This window comes from Streptomyces sp. NBC_01551, from assembly GCF_026339935.1.
Lineage (GTDB): Bacteria > Actinomycetota > Actinomycetes > Streptomycetales > Streptomycetaceae > Streptomyces.
This window is the reverse complement of the sequence record NZ_JAPEPX010000001.1, coordinates 5787854-5801831: the sequence shown is the minus strand read 5'-3', so window position 1 is coordinate 5801831 and position 13978 is coordinate 5787854. Positions and strand designations below refer to the sequence as shown.

Sequence of the window (13978 nt, the reverse complement as noted above, 5' to 3'; positions counted from 1 at the left end):
GCCTGTGCGGATCCTCCCCGGTGTCCGAGGCCTACTGCCAGTCGTCCCAGGGCGGGGGCTCCTCCTCGTCCGGGTCGAAGGGCGGCTCCTCGTCGGTGTGCGGGGCCGTGGGCCGTGCGGGTGGGGTGGTCGGGGGCGGCGGGGCGGGGGCTGCCGCGGTGTCGGCGGGGGCGCGGTCCGCGAGGGTGTCCAGGACGCCCTGGGCGTACTTGGCGAGCTTGGCCTCGCCGACGCCGCCGATCGTGCCCAGTTCCTCCGTCGTGGTGGGCAGGCGCGTCGCGATCTCGCGCAGGGTCGCGTCGTGGAAGACGACGTATGCCGGTACGCCCTGCTCCCGCGCCGTCGCGGCCCGCCAGGCGCGCAGGGCCAGGAAGACCGGTTCGGCCGCGGCCGGGAGGTCGACCGGCACGCGGGCGCCCTTCCCGGAGCGCGATCCGGATTCCTTGCGGGGCGCGGCGGCGGCCGCCTTCTCCTTGCGCATCTGGACGGTCCGGCGGCCGCCGAGGACCTCGCCGCTGGCGTCCGTCAGGACGAGCGTGCCGTAGTCCCCCTCCACCGTCAGCAGCCCGAGCGCGAGCAGCTGGCGTACGACCCCTCGCCACTCCGCGGTGCTCAGGTCCGCGCCGACGCCGAACACGGAGAGTCCGTCGTGGTCGAACTGGATCACCTTGGCGGTCTTCTTGCCCTGCAGGATGTCGATGATCTGGCCGGCGCCGAACTTCTGGCGCCGTTCCTTCGCCAGTCTCCAGACCGTGGACAGCAGTTTCTGCGCCGCGACCGTCCCGTCCCAGGACTCGGCCGGAGTCAGGCACGTGTCGCAGTTGCCGCACGGCTCGCCCGCCTGCCCGAAGTACGCCAGCAGGCCGACCCGGCGGCAGGCGACCGTCTCGCACAGCGCGAGCATGGCGTCGAGGTGCATGCCCAGGGAGCGGCGGTGCGCCTCGTCGCCCTCGGAGCCGTCGATGAGCTTGCGCTGCTGGACCACGTCCTGGAGGCCGTAGGCCAGCCAGGCGGTGGCCGGCTCCCCGTCGCGGCCGGCGCGGCCGGTCTCCTGGTAATAGCCCTCGACCGACTTCGGCAGGTCCAGGTGTGCCACGAAGCGGACGTCCGGCTTGTCGATGCCCATGCCGAAGGCGATCGTGGCCACCACGACGACGCCGTCCTCCCGCAGGAAGCGGGCCTGGTTCTCCGCGCGCGTCCGGGCATCCATGCCGGCGTGGTAGGCCACGGCGTCGATGCCCTGCTCCACCAGGAAGGCCGCGGTCTTCTCCACCGAGGACCGAGAGAGGCAGTAGACGACTCCGGCGTCCCCGTCGTGCTCGGTCCGGATCAGCTCCAGCAGCTGCCTGAGCGGGTTGTTCTTCGAGACGATGCGGTACTGGATGTTCGGCCGGTCGAAGCTGGCGACGAAGTGCCGGGCGTCCTCCAGACCGAGGCGGGCCACGATCTCGGCGTGGGTGGCCTCGGTGGCCGTCGCGGTCAGGGCGATCCGCGGCACCTTGGGCCAGCGCTCGTGCAGCATGGACAGCGCGAGGTAGTCGGGCCGGAAGTCGTGGCCCCACTGGGCGACGCAGTGCGCCTCGTCGATCGCGAAGAGCGCCACCTTGCCCTGGTCGAGCAGCCGCTGCGTGCTCTCGGTGCGCAGCCGCTCGGGGGCCAGGTAAAGCAGGTCCAGCTCGTCGTCGAGGAAGGCGCGCTCGACGGCCTGCCGCTCGTGCGGCAGCTGCGTCGAATTCAGGAACCCGGCCCGGACGCCGAGGGCGGTGAGCGCGTTCACCTGGTCCTGCATCAGGGCGATGAGGGGTGAGATCACGACGCCGGTGCCGTCTCTGACGAGCGCCGGGATCTGGTAGCAGAGCGATTTGCCGCCGCCGGTCGGCATCAGCACGAGGGCGTCACCGCCGCCGACGAGCTGCTCGATGATCTCCTGCTGCTCACCGCGGAAGGAGCTGTAACCGAAGACTCGGTGCAGTACCTGCAGAGCGTCGGAGATCTCGGGGGAAGCGTCCGGAAGGGCCATTCCCGAAGCCTATCCGCACCCGCCGACACCCCGGATCCGTCCGCCCGAACCTGTGGACAACGCGGTCCCCGCGACCCGGGGGCGTCCGGCCCGGGAGCGGGCCGGACGCCTGTCTCGCGTGGGGTTACGGGGCCATCTCGTAGGCGCCGGAGAGGGCCTCGACGCGGGCCCAGACGCGGGCCGCGCGGGCCTCGTCGACGACCGGGCGGCGGACCGCGCCGAGAGCCCAGGCCTGCTGCTGCTCGGTGGCGGAGTCCTTGCCGTGCAGCTCGACGGCGTGCGCCGAGAAGTCGCGTACGAGGACGGAGAACAGCTCGTCCAGCACGTCCTGGTCGAGGCCGGTCAGGCGGGCCTGCTCCAGGATCAGCTGGCCGTGGACGACGAGCGCGAAGAGCTGGCCGACGGCGAGGAGCAGGTCGAGGTCACGGCTCTGCTCCTCGTCCGGGGCGGCGGTGGTGACGAAGGCGCACAGCGCGTCGGCCTGCTCGCGGAAGCGGGCGACGTTCGCCACCTCGGCGTACGCGTCGAAGGCGGGGCGCCAGTCGTGGAAGCGTACGGAGCCCAGGCCCCGGGCCGGGCCCTGGCGGAAGAGGAAGTCGTCGTCGGCCGCGTCGAGGCGGGTCGGGACGGGCGCGTACTCGGCCGGGTCCAGCAGGTGGTTGCGCATGAACTTGAGGATCAGCGCGAGGTTGACGTGGACGGTGCCCTCCAGCTTGGGCAGGCCGCGGATCTCGACGGCCGCCTGCGCGAAGTACGTGTCCTTCTCGAAGCCCTTGGCGGCGATGACGTCCCACATCAGGTCGATGACCTTCTCGCCCTCCGTGGTCACCTTCATCTTCGTCATCGGGTTGAAGAGGAGGTACCGGCGGTCGTCGGGGCCGGCGGTGCGGAAGTAGTCGACGGCGCGGTCGCTGAAGAGCTTCATGCCGACGAGCCGGACGTACGCGTCGGCCAGCTCGCGGCGCACGTGCGGGAACGCGGTGACGGGGCGGCCGTAGAGGACGCGGTTCTGCGCGTGGGTGACGGCCTCGTACATCGCGTGCTCGCAGATGCCGATGGAGGCGGTGCAGAGGTTGAACTTGCCGACGTTGACGGTGTTGAGGGCGGCGTCGAAGGCGGCGCGGCCGGTGTGCAGGACGTCCTGCGCGCCGACCGGGTAGTCCTCCAGGCGGAACTCGCTGACGTACTTCGAGGAGTCGACGACGTTCTTCACCAGGTGGTACGCCGGGTGGCGGCTGTCGGCGGCGAAGAAGACGTAGCCGTCCGGGCCCTCGACGTCGGTGCGGCGGCCGAAGACGGAGACGAGACCGGCGGCGTTGCCGTTGCCGATGTAGTACTTGGAACCGGTGGCGCGGAACCCGGCCTCGCCGTCGGGCTCCAGCAGCATGTCGGTGGAGTAGATGTCGGCGCCGTGGGTCTTCTCGGACAGGCCGAAGGCGAACACCTCGCCCTGGGAGAGGAGTTCGGCGGCGCGTGCGCGGGCGGCGGCGTTGTCGCTCTGCCAGACGGGGCCGAGGCCGAGGATGGTCACCTGCCAGGCGTACCAGTAGTCGAGGCCGTAGAAGCCGAAGATCTCGTTGAGGGCGGCGATGCGGGCGGTGTCCCAGCGCTGGTCCGGCCGGCCGTCGGCGGCGGAGGCGGGGGTGAGGAAGGTGGCGAACAGGCCTTCCTTGGCGGAGAAGGCGATGAAGTCACCCAGCCAGGCGCGGGTGCGGTAGTCCTCGATCAGCTTCCGCTTGCCGCGCTCCTCGAACCAGTCGACGGTGGCGCGCAGCAGCCTGCTGGTCTCGGGGTCGAAGTGCTGCGGGTCGTAGGTGCGCGGGTTGAACAGCAGGGAGTCGGCCATGGAGGTTCGCCTTCCGAGGGATTGAGGGGTCGCCGGGTGCGGCGTTGACGAAGATGCGGGGGGCGGAGCGGCTCAGGCGCGCGGGCGGGGCGCGCCGATCCGGTGGACGGTGGCGAGTACGTCGTCGAGCCAGGCGATCGTCATGCGCTCGTACGCGATGCCGCCGCGCAGCACGACGTGCTGGAGTTCCTGTCCGGCGTCGGGCACTGCGGGGGCGTCGGGGCCGGTGAAGTCGCGCAGTTCTCCGGCGAGGTAGTGCGCGAGGCGGTCGCTGTGCACCTGGCGGTGCCGTTCGACCTCGCGGACCAGCGCGGCGGGGTCGTCGAAGGCCGCGCCGCGGATCTTGACGGCGAGGTCGTGCCGCAGGCTCTCGGGCTCGATCGGCTCGTGCAGCCACTGGGAGAGCGCGGCGCGGCCGGGGGCGGCGACGGAGTACTCCTTCTTGTCCGGCCGGCCCTGCTGTGCGACCTCGCGGACGACGAGCAGGCCGGCGCTCTCCATGCGCCCCAGCACGCGGTAGATCTGCTGGTGGGTGGCGGTCCAGAAGTAGCCGATGGACCGGCCGAAACGCCGGGCGAGCTCATAGCCTGAGCCCGGCTTCTCCAGCAGCGAGACGAGGATCGCGTGTTCGAGCGCCATGCCGCGATCTTTCTATGCAACTGGTTGCACAGACAAGCGGCTGCGCCCGGGTGAGACGCGACTCACCCCGGCGGCTCCCGGGCGGCGGCTCACCCCGGTGGCGGACCCGTCAGGCCGGGCGCGGGTAGACGCGGGACTGCTTCACGCTGCCGAACGCGAAGCTCGACTCGATCGAGGCGATGCCGGGGATGGCGTGGATCCGGTGCCGCACCAGGGCCTCGTAGGCCTCCAGGCTCTCGATGACGACCCTGAGCAGGTAGTCGCTGCTTCCGGCCATCAGGTAGCAGTCCTGGATGTGCTCGATGACGGCGACGTGCTCCTCGAAGACCCGCACCGCCTCGCCCGTGTGGCGCTCCAGCCGTATCCGGACGAACACGGTGATCGGGAGTCCGAAGGCGACCTGGTCGACCATGGCCGTATAGCCGCGGATCAGGCCCGCTTCCTCCAGCCGCCGGACCCGGCGCAGACAGGGGGAGGGGGACAGCCGGACGCGGTCGGCGAGGTCCTGGTTGGACAGCCGCCCGTCGGCCTGCAACTCACGGATGATCTGCAGATCGACTGCGTCCATCACCACTCCTTGGCCGTCCTTGGCAGATTCTGCCCCAAACCTATGCCTGGGAGGCAGAACTGGCAATCGGCTGCTTCGCACAAAGATCTAGCGTTGCCACATGGCCGGATCCGGCCCCCTTGAGGCTGGAGGAGCCGTCTTGGCGACACCGAACACCCCGCTCGCGACGGCGCCCCCGAAGGCCCCGGAAGCGGGCCGCGCACGGCTGTCCCCGCACGCGCGGGGGATGCTGGCGCTGCTGGTGACCGTGACCATCTGGGCCGCGTTCGCGCTCAGCGCCCGCGCGCTCAGCAGCTCCTCCCTGCTCCCCGCCGACGCCGCGCTGCTGCGCTTCGGCGTTCCGGTCCTCGTCCTGGCGCCCGCGCTGTGGCGGCGGCGCCGGCGGATCGCCGCGGTGCGCCCGGCGGCCGCCGCGAAGATCATCTGCGGGGCGGGGGTGCCGTTCTTCCTCGCCGCGATGTACGGCGGCTCGCTGACCTCGGCCGCGTTCGTCGGCTCGATCGTCCCCGGCATGGTGCCGCTGTTCGTCTCCGCGCTGATGGTCGCCGCGGGCCGCGGCGTGCCCCGCGGCACGCAGGTCGCCGGGCTCGCGCTGATCGCGGCCGGTGTGGTCGCCCTCGTCTGGCGCTACGTCGCCCCGCCGGACACCGGGGTGCTGGCCGGCGCCGGCGTGCTCCTCGTCGCCAGCGGGCTGTGGGCGCTGTACACGGTCGGGCTGAAGGAGGTGGACCTCGACCCCGTGGGCTCGATAGGTCTGCTCTGCCTGCCCTCGTTCGCCGTGATGGTGCTCCTGGTCGCGACGGGCGTGCTCCCCACCGGCATCGCCTCCGCCGCCGGCGGCGACATCCTGCTGTTCCTGGTGGTGCAGGGGCTCGGCGTCGGCCTCTGCGCCGGTCTGCTGTACGCGTTCGCCATCCGCAGGCTGGGCGCGGAGCGCAGCTCGGTCGTGGGCAGCCTCAGCCCGGTGGCCGTCGTACTGCTCGCCATCCCGCTGCTCCACGAGTCCCCGACCGTCGCCGTCCTCATCGGCGTGCCCCTGATCACCGCGGGGGTCGTCCTCGCCAACCGGCGCCCCCGGTCCGCGTCACGGCCCGAGCCCGAGCCCGAGCCCGAGCCCGAACCCCAGCCCGCGCCCGAGCCCCCCTCCCAGCCCGTGTCCCCCTCCCACCCCCGAGCCGAGGTTCCCGCAGATGCTTGAGCTCCTCCTTCCGCCGCCCGTCGACCCGCTGTGGGACCTGACCGAGGCCTTCGGCGCCGACGCGCGCCCCGAGCGGCTGAACCTGGTCCTCGGCGTCTACCGTGACCACACGGGCGGGACCCCGGTCATGGCGGCCGTGCGCGAGGCCGAGATACGGCTGGCGCAGCGCTCCGTCTCCAAGGAGTACCGCGGGCTCTCCGGCAATACCGCCTTCAACCGGGCGATGCTGTCGATGGTGCTGGGTTCCGGCGGGGCGGCCGAGCGGGCCGTGGCCGTCCAGACCGTCGCGGGCAGTGGGGCGCTGCGGCTGCTGGCGGACCTGATCTGCCGGACCCGCCCGGGCACGACGGTGTGGATCAGTGACCCCGCATACGTCAACCACCGGCCGATCCTGGAGGCCGCCGGGCTGACGGTGCGTACGTACGGCTGGGTCGACGCCGAGGGCCGCTCCGACACGGCGGGCATGCTGCGCGACCTCGCGGACGCGCGCCGCGACGACGTGGTGCTGCTCCAGGGCTGCTGCCACAACCCCACCGGGGTGGACCCGGACGCGGACGCCTGGGAGGCGCTCGCCGACCTCGCGGCCCGGGCCGGGTGGGTCCCGTTCGTCGACCTCGCGTACCACGGGCTCGGCGACGGCCTCGAAGCGGACCTCGCGGCCACCCGGATGCTCGCGGAGCGGGTGCCGGAGATGCTCATCGCCATCAGCTGCTCGAAGAACTTCGGGCTCTACAGCGACCGCACCGGATGCGCCGTGGTGCTGGGCGCGTCCCGCCAGTCGCTGCGGCACGTCGAGACGGCGCTGCAGAACGCCGCCCGGACCCTGTACTCGATGCCTCCGGAGCACGGCGCGGCCGTCGTGACGGCCATCTGGGAGGACGACGGGCTGCGGGCCGCCTGGCGGGCCGAGCTCGACGCCATGCGGGGCCGCATCGAGGACAACCGGACCGACCTGACGGCGCGCCTGGCCGCGCTCGGCTGGGACACCCAGGCGGCGTCGCTCGCACGCCAGAAGGGCATGTTCTCGATGCTGCCGCTCTCCCCGGAGCAGATGCTGCGGCTGCGCGGCGAGTTCGCCATCTACGGCACGACCGCGGGCCGGATCAACATCGCGGGCATATCGGCGGACCGGATCCCGTGTCTGGCGCGGGGCATCGCGGGAGTCCTCGAACGGACCGGCTGACGCCAGCCGTACTGGCGGTGGCGGCGGTCGGCCGGGCGGCCGACCGCCGCCGCCGTCAGTACACGTCCCGGACGTAGCGCTTGTCGGCGGCGAGCTGTTTGACGTACACGGCGGCCTCGCCCTCGGTCAGGCCGCCGTGGACGCGCGCGATCTCGCGCAGCGCCCGGTCCACGTCCTTGGCCATCCGGGAGGCGTCCCCGCAGACGTAGAAGTGCGCCCCGTCCTGGAGCCAGGACCACAGCTGCGGTCCGCGCTCGCGCATCCGGTCCTGTACGTAGACCTTGGCCCGCTGGTCGCGGGAGAAGGCGGTGTCGAGGCGGGTGAGGGTGCCGTCCGCGCGCAGGGCGCCCAGTTCGTCCTCGTAGTAGAACTCGGTCGCCCGGTGCTGCTCCCCGAAGAACAGCCAGTTCGGGGCTCGGTGGCCGCGGGCACGGCGTTCGTCGAGGAAGCCCAGGAACGGGGCCACGCCGGTGCCGGGGCCGACCATGATCATGGGGGTGGCCGGGTCGGCCGGCGGCCGGAAGGCCGGGGAGCGCCGGACGAAGACGGGGACGGGGGCGCCGTCCTCGGAGTCGGCGAGGAACGGCGAGCAGACGCCATGGCGGGGGCGGCCTGCGAGGTTCTCGTACCGGACGACGGAGACGGTCAGGGAGACCTGGTGCGGGTCGGTGAGCGGGCTGGAGGAAATGGAGTACAGGCGCGGCTGGAGGCGCCCGAGCACCTGCGCCCACTCGTGCGCCCCGGCCCGTACGGGGAACTCGGCCACCGCGTCCACGGCCTGGCGGCCCCAGCACCACTGGGCGAGGGCGTCCTTGTTGTCCGGGCGCAGCAGCCGGCGCAGTCCGTGGTCGCCGCTGCGTTCGGCGAGGAAGCGGAGCAGGCCGGGGGTGATCTTCGTGATGTCGAGGTGGTGGCGCAGCGCCCCGGCCCAGGCGACCGGTCCGGGGCCGGTGGCCGCCGCGCCGGCGCTCGCCCCGGGGTGCACCTCCGCGGAGGCGTCGGTTGCGGTGACCTCCAGCCATTCGGCCACGAGGTCCGGCGCGTTGACGGGGTGGATGCCGAGCGCGTCCCCCGTCTCGTAGCCGAGCGGGACCTCGCTGTCGCGGGTGTCGAAGGTGAAGCGGCGCACCTCCTTGGCCGAGCCGGGCAGGCTGAGCAGCCGGTTGCCGACGAGGCGGGCGGTGACCGGCGCGGGCGTGCGCACCCCTCCCCCGGCGGCCGGTGCGGATCCCCCGGAGGCCGGGTTCGCGGGCCGGCCCGGAGCCCTGCCCACGCCCTGGAGGGAGGTCAGCACCTGCTCCAGCCAGGCGGCCGCCGACGCCTCGTAGTCGGGCTCGCAGTCCGTACGGGGAGCCAGCCGGACGCCGCCCAGCTCCCCGAGGCGCTCGTCCAGGCGGCGGCCGTGTCCGCAGAAGTCGCTGTACGAGGAGTCCCCGAGGGCGAGGACGGCGTAGCGGCGGCCGTCCAGGCGCGGGGAGTCGGCGGCGGCCAGCGCGTCCCAGAAGGCGGCCCCGTTGTCGGGGGCGTCGCCGTCGCCGAAGGTGCTGGTGATCACGAGGAGGTCGGCGGAGTCGGGGAGGGCGCCGGGGTGGGTGGCGTCCATGTCGAGGAGCGCCGCCCGATGGCCGGCCGCGGTGAGCTCGCGGACCGCGGCGGCGGCGAACTCCTCGGCGTTGCCGGTCTGCGAGGCCCACAGGACGGCCACCTCGCGCCCGGACGCGGCGTCGCCGGCCGCATCCGGCGCGGACCGGCCGACCCGCGAGTACAGCCCGGCGAGCACGCCGTTCACCCAGCGGGCGTGTTCCTCGCTGAACGGCGCGCCGGGCGGGAGTACGGGAATGCCGGGCAGGCCCGATCCCAGTCCGGCGAGGAAGCCGACGAGGTACTGGCGCTCGTGCTCGGCGAGGACCGGCGGCGGCCCGGTCTCGATGCCGAACGCGGTGGCCGGTCCGGGTGCGACGCCCGTCGGCAGGACCGGCGACTGGGCCTGGACCTGGGCCGACGCGGGGCCCGCCGCACCCGCCGCACCCGCGAGGCCCGGGACGCCCTCGACGCCCGTCGCCGTCGCGGTCGCCGGGGAGCGCCCCGCCGTGACCGCGGTGGCGACCTTCGTCAGGGTCACCGCGCAGACCTTGAACTCGGGCTGGAAGGAGAGCGGGTCGACGGCGTCGCTGGTCACCGCGTTGATGCTCAGGTACTCGCCGAACAGGTCGTTCCAGTGGAACGGCGCGAAGCAGCAGCCCGGCCGCACCCGGTCGGTGACCAGCGCGGGCAGCACGGCCCGGCCGCGCCGCGAGGCCACCTCGACCGTGTCGCCGTCCTCGACGCCCAGCTCGCGCGCGTCCTGCGGGTGGAGTTCCACGAACGGCCCGGGGTTGAGCTTGTTGAGCTTGGCCACCTTCCCCGTCTTGGTCAGGGTGTGCCACTGGTGCGGGAGCCGCCCGGTGTTCAGGACGTACGGGAACTCGTCGTCCGGCATCTCGGCCGACGGGATGTGCGGGCGGGCGAAGAAAACGGCCCGGCCGCTCGACGTCGGGAACACCGGCCCGGCGGCATCGGCGCCGCCGTCGACGTAGCGGATCGGGTTGCGGTCCGGGCCGTCGGCGCTGGGAGCGGGCCACTGGACGGGGGTGGCGCGCAGCCGCTCGTAGGAGACGCCGCGCAGGTCGTAGCCGGTCTTGGGGTTGGCGGCGCCCTTGAGCTCCTCGAAGACCTGCTCCGCGCTGTCGTAGGTGAAGGCGTCCGCGTAGCCCATCGCGCAGGCGACTTGCGCGATGATCCGCCAGTCGGCCAGGGCCTCGCCGGGCGGGTCCGCGGCGGGCCGGGCGAGGGTGAGGTTGCGCTCGCTGTTGATCAGGACGCCCTCGGTCTCGGTCCACAGGGCGGCCGGCAGGACGACATCGGCGTAGGCGTTGGTCTCGGTCTCGGCGAAGACGTCCTGGGTGATGACGAAGTCGGCGGCCTCCAGGCCCTCGATGACCGTCTTGCGGTTGGCGACCGAGGCGACGGGGTTGGTGCAGATGATCCAGCAGGCCTTGATCTCACCGTCGGCGAGCCGCCGGAACATCTCGATCGTGCCCTGCCCGGAGCCGTCGGCGCGCAGGGCACCCGGCTCCAGTCCCCACAGCTGCTCGGTGAAGGCGCGGTCCCCGTCGACGAGCACCGAACGCTGGCCCGGCAGGCCGGGTCCCATGTAGCCCATCTCGCGGCCGCCCATGGCGTTGGGCTGGCCGGTGAGGGAGAAGGGGCCGCTGCCCGGACGGCAGATCTTGCCCGTGGCGAGGTGCAGGTTGATCAGGGCGTTGGTGTTCCAGGTTCCGTGGGTGGACTGGTTGAGCCCCATCGTCCAGCAGCTCGTCCACTCCCCCGCCCGCCCGATCCACTCCGCCGCCGTGCGCAGGTCGGCCTCGGGTATTGCGGTGATCTCCGCGACGGTGGCGGGCGGGTAGTCGGCGAGGAACTCGGGCATTGCCTCCCAGCCCTCGGTGTGGCCGGCGATGAAGTCGGGGTCGGTGTGGCCGTTCTCGACGAGCAGGTGGAGCAGCCCGTTGAGCAGCGCGAGGTCGGTCCCGGGGCGGACGGGCAGGAAGAGGTCGGCCTTGTCGGCGGTGGCGCTGCGGCGCGGGTCGACGACGATCAGCTTGGCGCCCGCTTTGACCCGGTCCATCATGCGCAGGAACAGGATGGGGTGGCAGTCGGCCATGTTGGAGCCGATGACGAGGAAGACGTCGGCGCGGTCGAGGTCGTCGTACGAGCCGGGCGGGCCGTCGGCGCCGAGCGACAGTTTGTAGCCGGTGCCCGCGCTGGCCATGCACAGGCGCGAGTTGGACTCGATCTGGTTCGTCCGGACGAACCCCTTGGCGAGCTTGTTGGCGAGGTACTGCGCCTCCAGGCTCATCTGCCCGGACACGTAGAAGGCGAGGGCGTCGGGACCGTGCTCGTCCACGATGGCCCGCAGCCGCCGCCCGGTCTCGGCGATCGCGTCGTCGGCGGGCACCGGGCGCGGCTCGGCGTCCCGCTCGGGGCGCAGCAGCGCGGTGGTCAGGCGGCCGGGCGCCGCGAGCATGTCGGCGGTCGTCGCGCCCTTGGTGCACAGGCGGCCGCGGTTGGCGGGATGGGCCTTGTCCCCGGTCGCCCGCAGGACCGTGCGCCTGCCGTCCGGGCCCACCCCGATGTCGAGGAGCATGCCGCATCCGACGCCGCAGTACGAGCAGACCGTCCGCACCTGTCCGGTGCCGGCCGAGGAGTCCGGTAGAGCCACGGGGCGGGTTCCTCTCATGATCGGATCACGCTCAGCGACCGTACCAACGGTTCCTTACGCCCATGTCACATCGCGCTCACGCCGGGTCCTGGAGGTGTGTGTCCCGCGGTCTTCAGGTCATGTGTCCCGGACTATTGACTCTGCATGCGGCAGTCGCGATTCTCCTCGACCATGACCCCTCACCCGCACGGTGGGCGCAGACCTCTCGCGCTCCTGGTGTTACTCCTCAGCATGGTGGCCATGACACTCGGCCCCGCGTCCGGCGCCTCGGCCGATCCCGGCTGGTGGAACCCGACGGCCCGCCCGGCTCCCGATTCCCAGGTCAACGTGACGGGCGAGCCCTTCAAGGGCACGGACGCCCAGGGACAGGTACGGGGCTTCGTCGACGCCCACGACCACATCATGTCGAACGAGGCCTTCGGCGGCCGGCTGATCTGCGGCAAGGCCTTCTCCGAGCTGGGGGTGGCGGACGCCCTCAAGGACTGCCCGGAGCACTATCCCGACGGCTCCCTAGCGGTCTTCGACTTCATCACCAAGGGCGGGGACGGCAAGCACGACCCCGACGGCTGGCCGACCTTCAAGGACTGGCCCGCGCACGACTCGCTGACCCACCAGCAGAACTACTACGCCTGGATCGAGCGGGCCTGGCGCGGCGGGCAGCGGGTGCTGGTCAACGACCTCGTGACCAACGGGGTGATCTGCTCGGTCTACTTCTTCAAGGACCGCTCCTGTGACGAGATGACCTCCATCCGTCTCCAGGCGCAGAAGACGTACGACATGCAGGCGTACGTGGACAAGATGTACGGCGGCGCGGGCAAGGGCTGGTTCCGGATCGTCACCGACTCCGCGCAGGCCCGCGAGGTCATCGCGCAGGGCAAGCTGGCGGTGATCCTGGGCGTCGAGACCTCCGAGCCGTTCGGCTGCAAGATGATCCTGGACGTCGCGCAGTGCTCCAAGGCCGACATCGACCGGGGCCTCGACGAGCTGCACCGGCTCGGGGTGCGCAGCATGTTCCTGTGCCACAAGTTCGACAACGCGCTGTGCGGGGTCCGCTTCGACGAGGGCGCCCTCGGTACGGCGATCAACGTGGGCCAGTTCCTGTCGACCGGCACGTTCTGGCAGACGGAGGAGTGCAAGGGGCCGCAGCACGACAACCCCATCGGCCTCGCGGCGGCGCCCGCGGCGCAGAAGGAGTTGCCGGCGGGGGTCTCGGTGCCCCGGTACGCGGCGGGCGCCCGGTGCAACACCCGCGGTCTGACCGACCTCGGTGAGTACGCGGTGCGCGGCATGATGAAACGCAAGATGATGCTGGAAGTCGACCACATGAGCGTCAAGGCCGCGGGCCGGGCCTTCGACATCCTGGAAGCCGAGTCGTACCCGGGTGTGATCTCCTCGCACAGCTGGATGGACATGGACTGGCTGGAGCGGCTGTACAAGCTGGGCGGGTTCGCCGCGCAGTACATGAACGGCAGCGAGGCGTTCAGCGCGGAGGCGAAGCGCACGGATGCGCTGCGCGACAAGTACCAGGTCGGGTACGGCTACGGCACCGACATGAACGGCGTCGGCGGCTGGCCGGGCCCGCGCGGGGCGAACACCTCGAACCCGGTGACGTACCCGTTCCGCAGCGTCGACGGCGGTTCCGTCATCGACAAGCAGACCACCGGGCAGCGCACGTGGGACCTGAACACCGACGGCGCCTCGCACTACGGCCTGGTGCCGGACTGGATCGAGGACATCCGGCTCGTCGGCGGGCAGGGCGTCGTGGACGACCTGTTCAATGGCGCCGAGTCCTACCTCCGCACCTGGGGGGCCTCGGAGAAGCACAAGGCCGGGGTGAACCTCGCGGCGGGCGCGCCCGCCTCCGCCAGCTCCTCGGAGTGGAACCCGTTCACGAGCTACGCGCCGGGCAGGGCGGTGGACGGCAACACCGGCTCCCGCTGGGCCAGCGACTGGAGCGACGACCAGTGGCTCCAGGTCGACCTCGGATCCGCGAACCTGGTCTCGCGGGTCACCCTGGACTGGGAGGCCGCGTACGGGAAGGCGTACCGTGTCGAGGTCTCGACCGACGGCACGAGCTGGCAGACCGCGTGGTCCACGACCACGGGTGACGGCGGCCTGGACACGGCGCGGTTCGCCGGCGTCACGGCCCGCCACGTACGGATCCACGGGGTGCAGCGCGGCACCAAGTGGGGCTACTCCCTGCACGAGGTCGGCGTCTACAGCAGCTGACCGCGCCGGGGCGGGCGGGCGATGACGGCCGCCC

8 protein-coding genes are annotated in these 13978 nt (G+C 72.3%); 3 read left to right on the top strand and 5 right to left on the bottom strand.

What is annotated here, in order from left to right; genetic code table 11:
- Positions 1-31 precede the first annotated feature (31 nt).
- The 4 genes from recQ to OG982_RS26190 all read right to left on the bottom strand — a co-directional run bounded on the left by recQ (position 32) and on the right by OG982_RS26190 (position 5073).
- Positions 32-2020, bottom strand: coding sequence for a DNA helicase RecQ (gene recQ / locus OG982_RS26205; protein WP_266949298.1), 1989 nt, complete (start codon positions 2018-2020; stop codon positions 32-34).
- 124 nt (positions 2021-2144) lie between these two features.
- Complete coding sequence (locus OG982_RS26200; RefSeq protein WP_266949297.1) at positions 2145-3866, bottom strand: acyl-CoA dehydrogenase family protein; 1722 nt, start codon at positions 3864-3866, stop codon at positions 2145-2147.
- A gap of 72 nt (positions 3867-3938) precedes the next feature.
- Complete coding sequence (locus tag OG982_RS26195) at positions 3939-4505, bottom strand: PadR family transcriptional regulator (RefSeq protein WP_266782557.1); 567 nt, start codon at positions 4503-4505, stop codon at positions 3939-3941.
- 109 nt (positions 4506-4614) lie between these two features.
- Positions 4615-5073, bottom strand: a complete 459-nt coding sequence (locus OG982_RS26190; protein WP_323139283.1) for an Lrp/AsnC family transcriptional regulator — start codon at positions 5071-5073, stop codon at positions 4615-4617.
- A 139-nt stretch (positions 5074-5212) separates the two neighbouring features.
- Here OG982_RS26190 and OG982_RS26185 point away from each other — a divergent pair, with 139 nt between their 5' ends.
- A complete protein-coding gene (locus tag OG982_RS26185) occupies positions 5213-6271 on the top strand; it encodes a DMT family transporter (RefSeq protein WP_266782561.1) in 1059 nt (352 codons plus the stop codon).
- Complete coding sequence (locus tag OG982_RS26180) at positions 6264-7454, top strand: aromatic amino acid transaminase (RefSeq protein ID WP_266782563.1); 1191 nt, start codon at positions 6264-6266, stop codon at positions 7452-7454. Before OG982_RS26185 ends, OG982_RS26180 begins: the two co-directional genes overlap by 8 nt.
- 55 nt (positions 7455-7509) lie before the next feature.
- Here OG982_RS26180 and OG982_RS26175 read toward each other — a convergent pair whose 3' ends face one another.
- Positions 7510-11733 (bottom strand): bifunctional nitrate reductase/sulfite reductase flavoprotein subunit alpha, encoded by a 4224-nt coding sequence (locus tag OG982_RS26175; RefSeq protein WP_266949296.1) that lies wholly within the window; start codon positions 11731-11733, stop codon positions 7510-7512.
- Between the two features lie 222 nt (positions 11734-11955).
- On the opposite strand from OG982_RS26175, the gene OG982_RS26170 reads away from it, so the two are divergent.
- Positions 11956-13944 (top strand): discoidin domain-containing protein, encoded by a 1989-nt coding sequence (locus OG982_RS26170; RefSeq protein WP_266949295.1) that lies wholly within the window; start codon positions 11956-11958, stop codon positions 13942-13944.
- Positions 13945-13978 lie beyond the last annotated feature (34 nt).